Genomic DNA, 14,611 nt, shown 5'->3' with positions numbered 1-14,611 from the left:
CATGACCGAGCGGTTCACCGGCAGTTTCACCCAGCAGGAGCCGATCCCCGACGACGCCATCGAGGCCGCTGTGGCGGTGATGCGAAGCGGGCGCCTGCACCGCTACAACACCCTGGCGGGTGAGACGGGCGAGGCCGCGCTGCTGGAGAAGGAGTTCGCCGAGCTGACCGGCGCGAAGTATTGCGTCGCCACCGGCTCCGGCGGGATCGCCATCACCACCGCCCTGCGCGCTGTGGGGGTTCAGCCGGGTGATCCGGTGCTGACCAATGCCTTCACCTTGGCCCCCGTGCCCGGCGCCATCGCGGCTGTGGGCGCGCGCCCGATCTATGTCGAGGTCACCGAGAGCCTGGTGATCGACCTGGACGATCTGGAGTCGAAGATCGGCCAGGCCCGCGTCCTGCTGCTAAGCCACATGCGCGGGCATCTGTGCGACATGGACCGGCTGATGGCGATCTGCGATGCCGCGGGCGTCAAGGTGGTCGAGGATTGCGCCCATACCATGGGGGCCGCCTGGAACGGCCAGATCAGCGGTCGTCAGGGGCTGGCGGGCTGCTATTCCACCCAGACCTACAAGCACGTCAATTCGGGCGAGGGGGGCTTCATGGTCACCGATGACGCGGAGGTTGCCGCTCGCGCCATCATCCTGACCGGCAGCTATATGCTTTATGGCAAGCACCTGGCCGCCCCGGGCCCGGAGGTCTTTGAGCGGGTGAAATACGACACGCCCAATGTCTCGGGCCGCATGGACAACCTGCGCGCTGCGATCTTGCGTCCGCAGCTGCGCAATCTGCAGGCCCAATGCGCCGCCTGGAACGACCGCTACCGCGTGGTCGAGGACGGGTTGCGCGGCACACCCGGCCTGACGGTGATCGAACGCCCTGAGGCGGAGACCTATGTCGGTTCGTCCATCCAGTTTCTGTTGCTGGACTGGTCCGAAGAGGCTGTGCAGGAGGTGCTGGCGCGCTGTGCCGCCCGTGGGGTCGAGCTGAAGTGGTTCGGCGCGGCGGAGCCTCAGGGCTTCACCTCGCGCTACGACAGCTGGCGCTATGCCGACAGCCCGCCGCTGCCGCAGACCGACCGGGTGCTGAAGGGCATCCTGGACATGCGGCTGCCGCTGACTTTCTCCCTCGACGATTGCGCGCTTCTGGCGCGGATCATCCGCGCCGAGGTGGGGGCGGTCTGGCAGGCGCAGGGCTAATCACTCTTTCTTTTCCGGCATTCCATCGACACCGGCCCCGGCAACGGCGCCGGTGTTGTCGCGTCAGCGGGTCAGGTGCCGACATGTCCAGTTATCCGATCGCGTATTGACGTGGGTGGCGGCCCGGCCCTATTGTGTGAACAAGTGTTCATAAACGGGAAGGGAGGAGCCCGATGTTCACCGCATCCATGCGCTTCGATCTGGGCGAGGATATCAACGCGCTGCGCGAGGCGGTTCACGCCTGGGCGCAGGGGCGGGTGAAGCCCATGGCCGCCGAGATCGACAGCGAGAATGTCTTTCCCCCCGCGCTCTGGCGCGAGATGGGCGACATGGGCCTTCTGGGTCTGACCGTTGACGAGGAATATGGCGGCACCGGCATGGGCTACCTGGCCCATGTCATCGCGGTGGAGGAGATCGCGCGGGCCTCGGCCTCGGTCTCGCTGTCTTATGGCGCGCATTCTAACCTCTGCGTGAACCAGCTGCGGCTGAACGGCACGGCTGAGCAGAAGCAGAAATACCTGCCGGGGCTGGTCAGCGGCGAGCATGTGGGCGCGCTGGCGATGAGTGAGCCGGGCGCTGGTTCGGATGTGGTCAGCATGAAGCTGCGCGCGGAGAAGAAGAACGACCGCTACGTGCTGAACGGCAACAAGTACTGGATCACCAACGGGCCGGATGCCGATACGCTGGTGGTCTATGCCAAGACCGACCCGGAGGCGGGCAGCAAGGGCATCACCGCCTTCATCGTCGAGAAGTCGATGAAGGGCTTCAGCACCTCGCCCCATTTCGACAAGCTGGGGATGCGTGGGTCGAACACGGCCGAACTGATCTTCGACGACGTCGAAGTGCCCTTCGAGAACGTGCTGGGCGAGGAGGGCAAGGGCGTGCGCGTACTGATGTCCGGCCTCGACTACGAACGCGTCGTGCTGTCGGGCATCGGCACCGGCATCATGGCCGCCTGTCTGGATGAGATCATGCCCTACATGGCCGAGCGGAAGCAGTTCGGTCAGCGCATCGGGGATTTCCAGCTGATGCAGGGCAAGATCGCCGACATGTACGTGAAGCTGAATTCGGCCCGCGCCTATGTCTACGAGGTGGCTCGCGCCTGTGATCGGGGCGAGGTCACCCGCGCCGATGCCGCCGGTTGCGTCCTTTATGCCTCCGAAGAGGCCATGGTCGTGGCCCATCAGGCGGTGCAGGCCATGGGCGGCGCGGGCTTCCTGGCCGATGCGCCGGTGTCGCGCATCTTCCGCGATGCCAAGCTGATGGAGATCGGCGCGGGCACCTCCGAGATCCGGCGCATGCTGGTCGGGCGCGAGCTGATGTCGGCAATGTCCTGATCATGCGGCCCGGTGCGATGACATACGGCGCGGGGGCCCGGCGCGGAACGCGAAACGGGCGCGCCGCTATGGCGCGCCCGCTGGGCCGGCTCCCGAGGGAGCGGGTCGGCCCTTTGTCTGATCGGGGATCAGAAGGTGTGGACGTAGGAGACGCCCACCACCAGCGGATCAACCTCGGCGGTGCCGATGTCTGCGCCGTTCAGCTTGGCATCCATGTCGATATCCATCCAGCGGACATCGGCGCGGATCTGGCCGCGTTCGCTGATCCGATAGTCGAGGCCGGCATGCAGCGCGAGGCCCCAGCTGTCGTCCAGGTCCAGGTCGCCGAGGGGCGAGTCGACGTCCAGAGCGGTGGTGTAGTTCACACCGGCACCGAGGAAGGGCGTCACGTCGCTGGCGTTCTGGAAGTGGTAGTTCAGGGTCAGGGTCGGCGGCAGATGCTTGACTTCACCGATCTTGGCGCCGTCGAGGTTGATGTCGTGGGTGAAGGGCGTCGCGGCCAGAAGCTCGATGCCGAGATTGTCGGTGATGAAGTACTCGACCGTCAGGGTGATCTGGGTGTCGTCGTCGATGGTCAGTTTGCCACCTGCGACATCGCCGTTGTCATCTTTCGGGTTCACGTAGCCGAGGCCGAGGCCGAGGGTAATGTCGCCAGCTTGCTGAGCGGCGGCACCGGACGCGCCGAGCGCCAGGACGGCGGTGGCGGAGAGGAGAAGGGTCCGGAGTTGCATAGGGTTTCCTTTCAGTCTGTCTCGACCGACCGTTTGCGCCTGTTTGGCGACGCGAACCTTGATCTGAGTCAACCGGAATGGCCCGAGGGTAGGGCTGCGACATTCTGGCATAGGGCGCTGGCCCCGAACGACAATATGAGGAGAGCGGCATGAAGCTCGCGTCAACGATCCTGACCGGTGGGGATGACTTCCGCACCAACCTGGCCGCCCATGAGGCCGCGCTGACCGAAGTGCGCGCCGCCGCCGAGGCCGCAGCGGCAGGCGGCGGGGAGAAGGCGCGCGCGCGGCATCTGTCGCGGGGCAAGATGCTGCCGCGGGACCGGGTCGCGGGGCTGCTGGATCCGGGCTCTCCCTTCCTCGAAATCGGCGCCACGGCGGGCCATGCCCTGTACGACGGCGCCGCGCCGGGCGGGGGCATCATCGCCGGTGTGGGCCGGGTGCAGGGGCAAGACGTCATGGTGCTGTGCAACGACGCCACGGTGAAGGGCGGCACCTACTATCCCATCTCGGTAAAGAAGCACCTGCGCGCCCAGGAGATCGCCGAGGAGAACCATCTGCCCTGCGTCTACCTGGTCGACAGCGGCGGGGCGAACCTGCCCAACCAGGATGAGGTCTTCCCCGACCGCGATCATTTCGGCCGCATCTTCTACAACCAGGCGCGGATGTCGGCCAAGGGCATTGCCCAGATCGCCGTGGTCATGGGCAGCTGCACCGCCGGCGGCGCCTATGTGCCCGCCATGTCCGACGTGACCATCATCGTGCGCGAACAGGGCACCATCTTCCTCGCCGGTCCGCCGCTGGTGCGTGCCGCTACCGGCGAGGTGGTCACGGCCGAGGATCTGGGTGGCGGCGATCTGCACACGCGCCTTTCCGGCGTGGCCGATCACCTGGCCGAGGATGACGCCCATGCGCTGGAGCTGGCCCGCGCCGAGGTCGCCGCGCTGAACCGCACACGCCCCGGCGGGATTGTCCGCCAGTCGCCCGAGGCGCCGGCCTATGACCCCGCCGAACTGCTGGGCGTTGTGCCGGCCGATGCCAAGACCCCCTATGACGTGCGCGAGGTGATCGCGCGGCTGGTCGACGGCTCTCGCTTCGACGAGTTCAAGGCGCGCTTTGGCGAAACGCTGGTCTGCGGTTTCGCGCACATCGACGGCTGGCCCGTGGGGATCGTGGCCAACAATGGCGTGCTGTTTTCCGAAAGCGCCGTGAAGGGCGCGCATTTCGTCGAGCTGTGTTCGATGCGGAAGATCCCGCTGGTCTTTTTGCAGAACATCACCGGCTTCATGGTGGGCCGCAAATACGAGGCCGAGGGGATCGCGCGCCACGGCGCCAAGATGGTGGCCGCCGTCAGCTGCACCTCTGTGCCGAAGATCACCATGGTGGTGGGCGGCTCCTACGGGGCTGGCAACTACGGCATGGCGGGGCGCGCCTATTCCCCCCGGTTCATGTGGACCTGGCCCAACTCCCGCATCGCCGTCATGGGCGGCGATCAGGCTGCTGGCGTGCTGGCGCAGGTGCGGCGCGAGGGGCTGGAACGTCAGGGCCAGAGCTGGAGCGCCGAGGAAGAGGCCGAGTTCAAGCGCCCCATGCAGGAGCAGTTCGCCCGGCAGAGCCATCCGCTTTATGCCTCCGCGCGTCTCTGGGACGACGGGATCGTCGACCCGAGGAAGAGCCGCGAGGTGCTGGCGCTGAGCCTGTCGGCCAGCCTGAACGCGCCCATCGAGGAGAGCCGCTTTGGCATTTTCCGCATGTGACCGGAGGCCGCGTTTGCAGCGGGCGGGGAGGGGGCTCTGCCGCCGTCACGGCTGTGCCGCGGCTGCGCCGGGATATTTTGGGCAACGAGAAGACAGGGGCGAACGATGATCGAGACACGTGTCACCCGGAGGTTCAACCTGCGATATCCGGTGGTCTTGGCACCCATGGCGGGGGTTGCGGGCGGTGCGCTGGCCGCCGCCGTCAGCGGTGCGGGTGGGCTGGGGCTGGTGGGGGGCGGCTATGCCGATCCCGACTGGGTGCGGCGCGAATGGGCGGCGGCGGGCAATGCACGCCGAGGCTTGGGCTTCATCACCTGGGCGCTGGCCGAGACCGGCGCGGCGGGCGAGGCCCTGCTGGACGAGGTTCTGGCGGAGGCGCCCGAGCTTCTGTTCCTGTCCTTTGGGGATCTGGCGCCTTTTGCCGCCCGGGCGCAGGCGGCGGGCGTGCCGGTGATGGCGCAGGTGCAGAACCTGGCGCAGGCCCGCGCGGCGCTGGAGGCGGGCGCGATGGCGCTGGTCGCCCAAGGCACCGAGGCCGGGGGCCATGGCGCGCGCCGGGCCACGATGACCCTGGTGCCCGAGCTGGTCGATCTGCTGGCGCGCGAGGCGCCCGACGTGCTGCTCTTGGCCGCCGGCGGCATTGCCGACGGGCGCGGCCTGGCCGCCGCGCTGATGCTGGGGGCCGAGGGCGTGGTCTGCGGCACGGCCTTCTGGGCCGCTGCCGAGGCGCTGGTGCCCGAGGGGCAACACCGCGCGGCGATGGCCGCCGGGGGCGATGCCACCTACCGCAGTAAGCTCTGGGACGTGGCGCGGCAGAAAAACTGGCCCGAGGGGTTCGATCTGCGGGGCATGCGCAATGCTTTTTCCGAGGAATGGGAAGGGCGGCTGGACGCGCTGGCCCAGGACGAGGCCGCGCGGGCGCGCTGGCTGGACGCCGCCGCAAAGGGCGAGGCCGACATCGCGGGCCCCATCGTGGGCGAGGGGATCGGGCTGATCGACCGGGTGCGCCCGGCGGCCGAGATCCTGGAGGATATGGCAACGCAGGCCGAGGGGCTGCTGGCGGGCGGGTGGAGGCGGACATGAGCCTGACCGTCTGGCAGGGCGACATCACCACCCTGGCCGTAGACGCCATCGTCAACGCGGCCAACCCGCAGTTGCTGGGCGGCGGGGGCGTTGACGGCGCCATTCACCGCGCCGCCGGGCCGGGCCTGCTGGCCGAGTGCCGCACCCTGGGCGGTTGCCCGCCCGGTGAGGCGCGCATGACGGCCGGGCACGGTCTGCCGGCGCTGCACGTCATTCACACGGTGGGGCCGGTCTGGAAGGGTGGCCAGGCGCAGGAACCCGAGACGCTCGCGGCCTGCTATGGCCATGCGCTCGATCTGGCGGCCGAGGCGGGGCTGCGGTCCATCGCCTTTCCAGCGATCTCGACCGGGGTCTATGGCTACCCGGCGCGGGCAGCGGCGCAGATCGCCGTCTGTGCCTGCCGGGCCTGGCTCGCCGAGGCCCGGCACGAGATGGAGATCACCCTGGTCGCCTTTGATGCGCGACAGGCAGAGATACTGAGGGAGGCCGTCGATGGCTGAGGGGCAACTGTTCACCAAGATCCTGATCGCCAACCGGGGCGAGATCGCCTGTCGGGTGATCGAAAGCGCCCGGGCCATGGGCATTGCCACCGTCGCGGTGCATTCCGACGTGGATGCCGAGGCGCGCCATGTGGCCCTGGCCGACGAGGCGGTGTCGCTGGGCGGGGCGCGGCCCGATGAAAGCTACCTGCGGGGCGATGCGATCATCGCCGCTGCCCGGGCCACCGGCGCACAGGCGGTGCATCCGGGCTACGGCTTCCTGTCCGAGAACCCCGATTTCGTCGAGGCGCTGGAGGATGCAGGCCTCGTGTTCATCGGCCCGTCGGCCAGGGCGATCCGGTCCATGGGGCTGAAGGGCGCGGCGAAGGCGCTGATGGAGGAGGCGGGCGTGCCGGTCGTGCCGGGCTACCACGGGGCCGAGCAATCCGAGGCGCATCTGGCGGCGGAGGCAGAGCGCATCGGCTATCCCGTCCTGCTGAAGGCCGTCGCAGGGGGCGGCGGCAAGGGGATGCGCCGCGTCGATGCGCCGGCCGCGTTCTCGGAGGCGCTGGCTGCGGCCAAGGCCGAGGCCAAGGGCGCCTTCGGCAATGACGAGATGCTGGTGGAGAAATACATCCTCAGCCCGCGCCACGTGGAGGTGCAGGTCTTCGGCGACGGCACCCGCGCGGTGCATCTGTTCGAACGTGACTGTTCCCTGCAACGGCGCCACCAGAAGGTGATCGAGGAGGCCCCCGCGCCGGGCATGTCCGAAGAGGTGCGCGCCGCCATGACCGGCGCCGCCGTGCGCGCGGCCGAGGCCATCGGCTACAAGGGGGCGGGCACGATCGAGTTCATCGCCGACGGCAGCGAGGGCCTGCGCGCCGACGGGTTCTGGTTCATGGAGATGAACACCCGCCTGCAGGTGGAACATCCCGTAACGGAGGCGATCACCGGGGTCGATTTGGTCGAATGGCAGATCCGCGTGGCGGCGGGCGAGCCTCTGCCCTGCGCCCAGGCGGACCTGGCGATCCGGGGCCATGCGGTCGAGGCCCGCCTTTACGCCGAGGATGCCGCCGCCGGTTTCCTGCCCGCCACCGGACGGCTGGACCGGCTGGCCTTTCCCGACGGCCTGCGCGTCGATACCGGCGTGCGCGAGGGGGATGAGATCAGCCCGCACTACGACCCGATGATCGCCAAGGTGATCGCCCAAGGCCCGACCCGCGATGTGGCCCTCGCCCGTCTGAAGGCGGGGCTGCGCGGGACCGAAGTTGCGGGCAGCGTCACCAATCTCGGCTTCCTTGAACGGCTGGTGGCGCAGGAGGACTTCCGTGCCGGTGAGGTGGACACCGGTCTGATCGAACGGCACCAGGCGGCGCTCTGCGAGGCGCCGGTGGCCGATGCCGCCGCGCTGGCCTGGGCGGCGATGATTGCGCTGGACCTCGAAGGCGCCCCCGCGCCGCGTCGGGGCTTCACCCTCTGGGCGCCGCTGCGGCGGATCGTGACGCTGGCCCACCAGGGCGAGACGGTCGAGCTCGCGGTTGAGAGCCGCGATGACGGCAGCCATGTCATCACGCCCGTTGATGGCGAGGGCACGGCCATCGAGGCCCGCTGGCAGGCCGATGGCTGGCGCCTCGACGGCCAGCGGGCGCCGGGTTGGCACCGCGAGGGGCAGCGCATCACCCTCTTCGGCGGCTGGCCGCTGGAAATGGAGCTGATCCTGCCGGGGCAGGGAGGCGAGGCCGCCGCCGGGGGCGACGTGATCCTGGCGCCGATGCCCGGTCTAGTGCGCGCCATCTTCACGCGCGCGGGTGAAACGGTTGCTGCCGGGCAGCGATTGGCTATCCTTGAGGCCATGAAGATGGAACACGCGCTTGTCGCCCCGCGAGATGGTATCGTTGCCGAAATTCTGACCACGGAAGGCGGCCAGGTCGACGCCGGCGCCGCGCTCATCCGGCTGGAGGCGGCGGAGGCGGGAGACGCCGCATGATCACGCTGCATCACTGTGCCGGGTCGCGCTCCATGCGGGTCTTGTGGCTGCTCTACGAGCTCGGCGTGCCCTTTGAAATGTCGATCCGCCCCTTCGACGCCTCCCTGCGCCAGCCTGACTACCTGTCGCTGTCGCCCGCGGGCCGCGTGCCTGCGCTGGAGATGGACGGCGAGACCTATTTCGAAAGCCTGGCGATCATGGAGATTCTCTGTGAACGCTTCCCGGAACGTGGCCTGGGCCGCTCGGCGGGCGACTTGGACCGCCCCGACTGGCTGGTCTGGCTGCATTTCGCCGAGACGATCTCGCAGCACTGCGCGGCGCTGACGCAGCAGCATCTGGTGCTGCACGAGGACTGGATGCGCTCGCCCACCATCATGAAGATCGAGGTCGCCAGGCTGAAGAAATGCTTCGCCGCCATCGAGGGGCGCCTGTCGACCCTGGTCGAGAACCGCGACTACCTGCTGACCTCTGGCTTTTCCGCCGCCGACATCGCCGTCGGGCAGGCGGTGTGGATCGCGCTGCATTTCACCGACATGGAGGGCTTCCCGGAGATGGCCGCCTGGTACGAGCGGATCACCGACCGGCCGAGCTTTGCCAATGCCCGGCCCGATCCGGGCACCGGGGTCTATGCGCAGGAGTTCTATCCCGCGCTGGAGGAGACGGTGCCGCAGTAAGGCGCGACAGGAGAGGGAGGGGGAACCATGGCCGAGAGGGTCGAGATCTTCGAGGTGGGTCCGCGTGACGGGCTGCAGAACGAGGCGCGGGCCATTCCGGTGGCCGAGAAGATCGCGCTGGTCGATTGCCTGAGCCGCGCGGGCTTTGCCCGGATCGAATGCGCCAGCTTCGTCAGCCCGAAATGGGTGCCGCAGATGGCCGGCAGCGCGGAGGTGCTGGCGGGGATCACCCGCGCGCCCGGCGTGCGCTATACCGCGCTGACCCCCAACATGCGGGGCTTCGAGGACGCGGTTGCGGCGGGCGCGGATGAGGTCGCGGTCTTCGGTTCAGCCTCCGAGGGGTTCAGCCGGGCCAACATCAACGCTTCCATCGCCGAGAGCCTGGAGCGGTTCCGCCCTGTGGTCGAGGCCGCGCGTGCGGCCGAACTGCCGGTGCGCGGCTACGTCAGCTGCGTGACGCATTGCCCCTACGACGGGCCCGTGGCGCCGGGCGCGGTCGCCGAGGTCGCCGTGGCGCTCTTCGAGATGGGCTGCATCGAGATTTCGCTGGGCGAGACCCTGGGCCGCGCCACGCCCGAGGAGGTCGCGCCGATGCTGCGCGCCGTCCTGCATGAGATCCCGAGCGATCACGTCGCCGGGCATTTTCACGACACCGAGGGTCGGGCGCTCGACAATATCGACGTGGCGCTTGAGCAGGGGTTGCGCATCTTCGATGCCGCCGTCGGCGGTCTGGGCGGCTGCCCCTATGCGCCGGGCGCCAAGGGCAACGTGGCCACCGAGGCGGTCCGCGACCGGGTCGAGGCGCGGGGCTTTGCCACCGGGCTGGACGCGGCGGTGCTGGCGGAGGCGGCGGCGATGGCCCGCCAGATGCGGCAGGGAGAGACGGCATGAGCTACGAGACGATCCGGATCGAGCGCGACCCGCGCGGCGTGGCCCATCTTTGGTTGGCCCGGGCGGAGAAGCACAATGCGATGAACGCGGTGATGATCGACGAGCTGACGGCGGCGGCGGCAGACCTGGGGGCCGATCCGGCGGTCCGCGCGGTCGTGCTGGGCGCGGAGGGGCGGACCTTTTGTGCCGGGGGTGACCTGGGCTGGATGCAGGACCAGATGCGCGCCGACAGTGCCACCCGCCGGCTGGAGGCGCGCAAGCTGGCGGACATGCTGGGCGCGCTGGACGCGCTGCCGAAACCGCTGATCGGGCGTGTGCAGGGCAATTGCTTCGGCGGCGGGGTCGGGCTGGCGGCGGTCTGTGATGTGGCGATCGGCGCCGATGTGGTGAAGATGGCCCTGACCGAGACCCGGCTGGGGCTGATCCCGGCCACCATCGGCCCCTATGTGGTGGCCCGCACCGGCCCGGCTGGCGCCCGGCGCATCTTCTTCCAGGGCAACCGCTTCGACGCGCCCATGGCACAGTCGCTGGATCTTCTGGCCCGGGTGGTCCCGGCGGCGGAACTGGACGCGGCCGTCGAGGCCGAGCTGGCCCCGATCCTGGAGACCGCGCCCGAGGCCGTGGCACGGGCCAAGCGGCTGGCCCGACGCCTGGGCGGCGCCCCCTCCGAAGCCGAGGTGGCGCATTCGGTGGAGGAACTGGTTGCCTGTTGGGAAGGCAGCGAGGCGCAGGCGGGCATCGCCGCCTTCTTTGCCAAGACCACGCCTCCCTGGCAGGCCTGAGTGGCCTCTGCCGCGGGACGTGGCGCGCTGAGGGGGACCAAGGTCCTGCTCGACGACGTTGTTGCCGGCCCCGGCGTGGCCTGCCGGTGTCCTTTTCCATACGCTGCAGTGCAGAGCCGGTCACAACGCCCGCCCGGGGGCGCAGGCTATGATGCTGACGACGGGGCACTTTCCGCGCTCTGCGCCGCGGCGCCGCGGGGCGTGCCGCAAAACCAAGTGATTCCGTCATGTATTTCCGAGTGATTCCGTTGGGTACCGTTCCCGATGCGGCAATGCGGCGTTAACCGTCGAGGCGAAGATCAATTCCTTGGTATTCAATTGTTTACAAAGGGAGTTCACGACACATCGTGACCGTCTAAAACGCGCGCCCTCGGTTGACCCTGCCGGGGGGCGGGCGTAAAACCCGTCACAGCCTTGAGGGTCCGGACGCGCGGACCCCCGCCGCCCATGAAAGGAGCCATTCGTGGAAGAGATGCTGCGGGAATACCTTCCCATCCTCATCTTTCTCGCGGTCGCGATCGCCCTTGGCCTGGTCTTGATCCTCGCCGCGCTGATCCTCGCCGTGCGCAACCCTGATCCCGAAAAAGTCAGCGCCTACGAATGCGGCTTCAACGCTTTCGACGATGCGCGGATGAAATTCGACGTCCGGTTCTACCTGGTCTCGATCCTGTTCATCATCTTCGACCTCGAAATCGCCATGCTGTTCCCCTGGGCCGTGGCCTTCAAGGACATCTCGATGGTGGGCTTCTGGTCGATGATGGTCTTCCTGTTCGTCCTGACGATCGGCTTCGCCTATGAATGGAAGAAGGGAGCTCTGGAATGGGAGTGATGACCTCTGCCAATACCGCCCAGGCCGACAAGGAAGTCGGGACCCAGGCCCTGAACCGCGAACTTCAGGACAAGGGCTTCCTGCTGACCTCCACCGAGGACCTGATCAGCTGGGCCCGGACCGGGTCGCTGCACTGGATGACCTTCGGCCTGGCCTGCTGCGCCGTGGAGATGATGCACGTGTCGATGCCGCGTTACGACGTGGAACGCTTCGGCACCGCGCCGCGCGCAAGCCCGCGCCAGTCCGACGTGATGATCGTTGCCGGCACGCTGACCAACAAGATGGCGCCGGCGCTGCGCAAGGTCTATGACCAGATGCCCGAGCCGCGCTACGTGATCTCGATGGGGTCCTGCGCCAACGGCGGCGGCTACTACCACTACAGCTATTCCGTGGTGCGTGGCTGCGACCGGATCGTGCCCGTGGACATCTACGTTCCCGGCTGCCCGCCGACCGCCGAAGCCCTGCTTTACGGCATCATGCAGCTGGCGCGGAAGATCCGCCGCACCGGCACTCTGACGCGCTGAAGGGGGCGAGATCATGAGCGAAGCTCTGAACGAACTGGGCGCCCACATCGAAGCCAAGCGCCCCGACTGCGTCGCCGCCTGGGAGGTCTCCTTCGGCGAGCTGAACGTCGACGTGACGCCCTCGAACATCGTGGGCTTCGTCGAATTCCTGCGCACCGACAGCAGCTGCAAGTTTTCCTCGCTGGTCGACATCACGGCCGTGGACTACCCCGAGCGGGCCAAGCGGTTCGACGTGGTCTACCACTTCCTGTCGATGTACCAGAACCAGCGCATCCGCCTGAGGGTCGCGGTGCGCGAGGATGAGATGCTGCCCTCGATCACCAGCGTGCACAAATCGGCCGACTGGTTCGAGCGCGAGGTGTTCGACATGTTCGGCATCGTCTTCTCCGGCCACCCGGACCTGCGCCGCATCCTGACCGACTATGGCTTCCGCGGTCACCCGCTGCGCAAGGACTTCCCCACCACCGGCTACACCGAGGTGCGCTACGACGAGGTGCAGAAGCGCGTCGTCTATGAACCCGTCAGCCTGGTGCAGGAATACCGCCAGTTCGATTTCATGTCCCCCTGGGAGGGGGCCGAGTACATTCTTCCCGGTGACGAGAAGACCGAAGAGGGGGCGAAGTGATGGACGGATCCAAAGGTTTCGACGACGCCCAGACGGGCGAACAGCAGATCCGCAACTTCAACATCAACTTCGGGCCCCAGCACCCGGCGGCACACGGCGTGCTGAGGATGGTGCTGGAACTGGACGGCGAGATCGTGGAGCGGGCCGACCCGCACATCGGCCTGCTGCACCGTGGCACCGAAAAGCTGATGGAAAGCCGGACCTACCTGCAGAACCTGCCGTACTTGGACCGGCTCGACTACGTTGCGCCGATGAACCAGGAACACGCCTGGTGCCTGGCTATCGAGAAGCTGACCGGGGTGGAAATCCCGAAGCGCGCCTCGCTGATCCGCGTACTGTTCTGCGAGATCGGGCGGATCCAGAACCACCTGCTGAATGTCACCACGCAGGCCATGGACGTCGGCGCGCTGACGCCGCCGCTGTGGGGCTTCGAACCGCGTGAAGATCTTTGCATCTTCTACGAACGGGCCTCCGGCGCGCGCTTCCACGCGGCCTATTTCCGGCCCGGCGGCGTCCACCAGGACCTGACCGACAAGCTGATCGACGACATCGAGGAATGGGCGATCGAATTCCCCCAGAAGCTCGACGACATCGACAGCCTGCTGACCGAGAACCGGATCTTCAAGCAGCGCAACGTCGACATCGGCGTAGTCAGCGAACAGGATATCCTCGACTGGGGCTATTCCGGCGTCATGGTGCGCGGGTCGGGCCTGGCCTGGGACCTGCGTCGCAGCCAGCCCTACGAATGCTACGACGAGTTCGACTTCCAGATCCCCGTCGGCAAGAACGGTGACTGCTATGACCGCTATCTCTGCCGCATGGCGGAGATGCGCGAGTCGACCAAGATTATTCGCCAGGCCATCGTGAAGCTGCGGGAAACCCCCGGCGACGTGCTGGCCCGCGGCAAGCTGACCCCGCCGAAGCGCGGTGAGATGAAGACCTCGATGGAGGCGCTCATCCACCACTTCAAGCTCTACACCGAGGGCTTCCACGTCCCGGCGGGCGAGGTCTATGCCGCCGTCGAGGCGCCCAAGGGCGAGTTCGGCGTCTACATGGTCTCCGATGGCACCAACAAGCCCTACCGGGCCAAGCTGCGCGCGCCGGGCTTCCTGCACATGCAGTCGATGGATCACATCGCCTCGGGCCACCAGCTGGCCGACGTGGCCGCAATCATCGGGACGCTCGACATCGTGTTCGGCGAGGTCGACCGTTGATGATGGGCGACGTCACGATTTCTCTCTGGCAGGTGCTGGTCGGCGCCGTTTGCGGTGTCGCGGCGGTGCTGGCGGCACGCGGCGGATCGCGCCTGCTGATCGGGGCGATCGTGGGAGCCGCCGTCGCGGTTCTGATGGATATCGGTCGGGGGTACCTGTGATGAAGACGCACCGTATTGCTTCGCGCCTGGCCCTGATGGGAGGTCTTCTGGGGCTGGCCGCCTGCGCCATGCCGCCCAGCGACCTGCCCGCAGGTGCTGCGGAGAATTTCAACGACGCCGTGGCCTCGGTCGGCTGCGTGCTGCGGACCGAACGAGATTACCTGCCGGTTGAACTGCAGACCGGCTTGACCCGGGAACAGACCATCGCGCTGGCGCAGTACAAGATCGTCAGTGGCGAGGCGATCTCGCTGCCCGACGGGGCGGTCCAGCTGACGGTCGGTGACTGCGCCGTCTGAGGCGCCGGGCCGACGACAGGCGGGCCCCCCGCCGAGGACGACAGCG

The 14,611-nt window shown here is 68.0% G+C and carries 16 protein-coding genes; 15 read left to right on the top strand and 1 reads right to left on the bottom strand.

Annotated features, from left to right (window positions below):
- Position 1: 1 nt before the first annotated feature.
- Together CVM50_RS15990 and CVM50_RS15985 are read left to right on the top strand one after the other, a co-directional pair.
- Positions 2 to 1,198 carry a DegT/DnrJ/EryC1/StrS family aminotransferase gene (locus CVM50_RS15990; RefSeq protein WP_085888432.1) on the top strand — a complete coding sequence of 399 codons (1,197 nt, stop codon included), beginning with the start codon at positions 2 to 4 and terminating at the stop codon, positions 1,196 to 1,198.
- A 173-nt stretch (positions 1,199 to 1,371) separates the two neighbouring features.
- Positions 1,372 to 2,535, top strand: a complete 1,164-nt coding sequence (locus CVM50_RS15985) for an isovaleryl-CoA dehydrogenase (protein ID WP_085888431.1) — start codon at positions 1,372 to 1,374, stop codon at positions 2,533 to 2,535.
- Between the two features lie 128 nt (positions 2,536 to 2,663).
- Here the strand turns inward: CVM50_RS15985 and CVM50_RS15980 are convergent, their stop codons facing one another.
- The gene (locus CVM50_RS15980) at positions 2,664 to 3,266 is read right to left on the bottom strand and encodes an OmpW/AlkL family protein (RefSeq protein ID WP_085888430.1); all 603 of its coding nucleotides are present in this window, start codon (positions 3,264 to 3,266) and stop codon (positions 2,664 to 2,666) included.
- A 149-nt stretch (positions 3,267 to 3,415) separates the two neighbouring features.
- Here CVM50_RS15980 and CVM50_RS15975 point away from each other — a divergent pair, with 149 nt between their 5' ends.
- The 13 genes from CVM50_RS15975 (at position 3,416) to CVM50_RS15920 (ending at position 14,565) form a co-directional block, all read left to right on the top strand.
- Positions 3,416 to 5,020, top strand: coding sequence for a carboxyl transferase domain-containing protein (locus tag CVM50_RS15975; RefSeq protein ID WP_085888429.1), 1,605 nt, complete (start codon positions 3,416 to 3,418; stop codon positions 5,018 to 5,020).
- A 105-nt stretch (positions 5,021 to 5,125) separates the two neighbouring features.
- Entirely contained in the window at positions 5,126 to 6,103 is a 978-nt protein-coding gene (locus CVM50_RS15970; protein ID WP_085888428.1) for an NAD(P)H-dependent flavin oxidoreductase, read from the top strand.
- Entirely contained in the window at positions 6,100 to 6,603 is a 504-nt protein-coding gene (locus CVM50_RS15965) for an O-acetyl-ADP-ribose deacetylase (protein WP_085888427.1), read from the top strand. The genes CVM50_RS15970 and CVM50_RS15965 overlap by 4 nt, the downstream gene beginning before the upstream one ends.
- Positions 6,596 to 8,569, top strand: a complete 1,974-nt coding sequence (locus CVM50_RS15960; protein WP_198431914.1) for an acetyl/propionyl/methylcrotonyl-CoA carboxylase subunit alpha — start codon at positions 6,596 to 6,598, stop codon at positions 8,567 to 8,569. The genes CVM50_RS15965 and CVM50_RS15960 overlap by 8 nt, the downstream gene beginning before the upstream one ends.
- Positions 8,566 to 9,243: a glutathione S-transferase family protein gene (locus CVM50_RS15955; protein ID WP_085888426.1), complete on the top strand. Its 678-nt coding sequence runs from the start codon at positions 8,566 to 8,568 to the stop codon at positions 9,241 to 9,243. Before CVM50_RS15960 ends, CVM50_RS15955 begins: the two co-directional genes overlap by 4 nt.
- Before the next feature lie 27 nt (positions 9,244 to 9,270).
- A complete protein-coding gene (locus CVM50_RS15950) occupies positions 9,271 to 10,134 on the top strand; it encodes a hydroxymethylglutaryl-CoA lyase (protein WP_085888425.1) in 864 nt (287 codons plus the stop codon).
- Positions 10,131 to 10,916, top strand: a complete 786-nt coding sequence (locus tag CVM50_RS15945; protein WP_085888424.1) for a crotonase/enoyl-CoA hydratase family protein — start codon at positions 10,131 to 10,133, stop codon at positions 10,914 to 10,916. The genes CVM50_RS15950 and CVM50_RS15945 overlap by 4 nt, the downstream gene beginning before the upstream one ends.
- A gap of 463 nt (positions 10,917 to 11,379) precedes the next feature.
- The gene (locus CVM50_RS15940) at positions 11,380 to 11,745 is read left to right on the top strand and encodes an NADH-quinone oxidoreductase subunit A (RefSeq protein ID WP_085888423.1); all 366 of its coding nucleotides are present in this window, start codon (positions 11,380 to 11,382) and stop codon (positions 11,743 to 11,745) included.
- On the top strand, positions 11,745 to 12,269 hold the full coding sequence (locus CVM50_RS15935) for a NuoB/complex I 20 kDa subunit family protein (RefSeq protein ID WP_198431920.1): 525 nt from the start codon (positions 11,745 to 11,747) through the stop codon (positions 12,267 to 12,269). The genes CVM50_RS15940 and CVM50_RS15935 overlap by 1 nt, the downstream gene beginning before the upstream one ends.
- Positions 12,270 to 12,282: 13 nt before the next feature.
- A complete protein-coding gene (locus CVM50_RS15930) occupies positions 12,283 to 12,894 on the top strand; it encodes an NADH-quinone oxidoreductase subunit C (RefSeq protein ID WP_085888421.1) in 612 nt (203 codons plus the stop codon).
- Positions 12,894 to 14,108 carry an NADH-quinone oxidoreductase subunit D gene (locus CVM50_RS15925; protein WP_085888420.1) on the top strand — a complete coding sequence of 405 codons (1,215 nt, stop codon included), beginning with the start codon at positions 12,894 to 12,896 and terminating at the stop codon, positions 14,106 to 14,108. Before CVM50_RS15930 ends, CVM50_RS15925 begins: the two co-directional genes overlap by 1 nt.
- Entirely contained in the window at positions 14,108 to 14,269 is a 162-nt protein-coding gene (locus CVM50_RS21425) for a hypothetical protein (protein ID WP_157792206.1), read from the top strand. The genes CVM50_RS15925 and CVM50_RS21425 overlap by 1 nt, the downstream gene beginning before the upstream one ends.
- Complete coding sequence (locus CVM50_RS15920; RefSeq protein ID WP_232618269.1) at positions 14,269 to 14,565, top strand: hypothetical protein; 297 nt, start codon at positions 14,269 to 14,271, stop codon at positions 14,563 to 14,565. Before CVM50_RS21425 ends, CVM50_RS15920 begins: the two co-directional genes overlap by 1 nt.
- The last annotated feature ends 46 nt before the right edge of the window (positions 14,566 to 14,611 follow it).

It is taken from the genome of Pseudooceanicola marinus, assembly GCF_002786295.1.
GTDB classification, from domain to species: Bacteria; Pseudomonadota; Alphaproteobacteria; order Rhodobacterales; family Rhodobacteraceae; genus Pseudooceanicola; species Pseudooceanicola marinus.
Note: the sequence above shows the minus strand (reverse complement) of the source record. Positions and strands in the feature narration are given on the sequence as shown.

Bases quoted from the DNA above. Each gene is read 5' to 3' on its own strand.
- CVM50_RS15925 (WP_085888420.1), top strand. From the start codon at position 12,894: ATGGACGGATCCAAAGGTTTCGACGACGCCCAGACGGGCGAACAGCAG.
- CVM50_RS15950 (WP_085888425.1), top strand. From the start codon at position 9,271: ATGGCCGAGAGGGTCGAGATCTTCGAGGTGGGTCCGCGTGACGGGCTG.
- CVM50_RS15990 (WP_085888432.1), top strand. From the start codon at position 2: ATGACCGAGCGGTTCACCGGCAGTTTCACCCAGCAGGAGCCGATCCCC.
- CVM50_RS15965 (WP_085888427.1), top strand. From the start codon at position 6,100: ATGAGCCTGACCGTCTGGCAGGGCGACATCACCACCCTGGCCGTAGAC.
- CVM50_RS15970 (WP_085888428.1), top strand. From the start codon at position 5,126: ATGATCGAGACACGTGTCACCCGGAGGTTCAACCTGCGATATCCGGTG.
- CVM50_RS15975 (WP_085888429.1), top strand. From the start codon at position 3,416: ATGAAGCTCGCGTCAACGATCCTGACCGGTGGGGATGACTTCCGCACC.
- CVM50_RS15980 (WP_085888430.1), bottom strand. From the start codon at position 3,266: ATGCAACTCCGGACCCTTCTCCTCTCCGCCACCGCCGTCCTGGCGCTC.
- CVM50_RS15955 (WP_085888426.1), top strand. From the start codon at position 8,566: ATGATCACGCTGCATCACTGTGCCGGGTCGCGCTCCATGCGGGTCTTG.
- CVM50_RS15920 (WP_232618269.1), top strand. From the start codon at position 14,269: ATGAAGACGCACCGTATTGCTTCGCGCCTGGCCCTGATGGGAGGTCTT.
- CVM50_RS15960 (WP_198431914.1), top strand. From the start codon at position 6,596: ATGGCTGAGGGGCAACTGTTCACCAAGATCCTGATCGCCAACCGGGGC.
- CVM50_RS15935 (WP_198431920.1), top strand. From the start codon at position 11,745: ATGACCTCTGCCAATACCGCCCAGGCCGACAAGGAAGTCGGGACCCAG.
- CVM50_RS21425 (WP_157792206.1), top strand. From the start codon at position 14,108: ATGATGGGCGACGTCACGATTTCTCTCTGGCAGGTGCTGGTCGGCGCC.
- CVM50_RS15985 (WP_085888431.1), top strand. From the start codon at position 1,372: ATGTTCACCGCATCCATGCGCTTCGATCTGGGCGAGGATATCAACGCG.
- CVM50_RS15945 (WP_085888424.1), top strand. From the start codon at position 10,131: ATGAGCTACGAGACGATCCGGATCGAGCGCGACCCGCGCGGCGTGGCC.
- CVM50_RS15930 (WP_085888421.1), top strand. From the start codon at position 12,283: ATGAGCGAAGCTCTGAACGAACTGGGCGCCCACATCGAAGCCAAGCGC.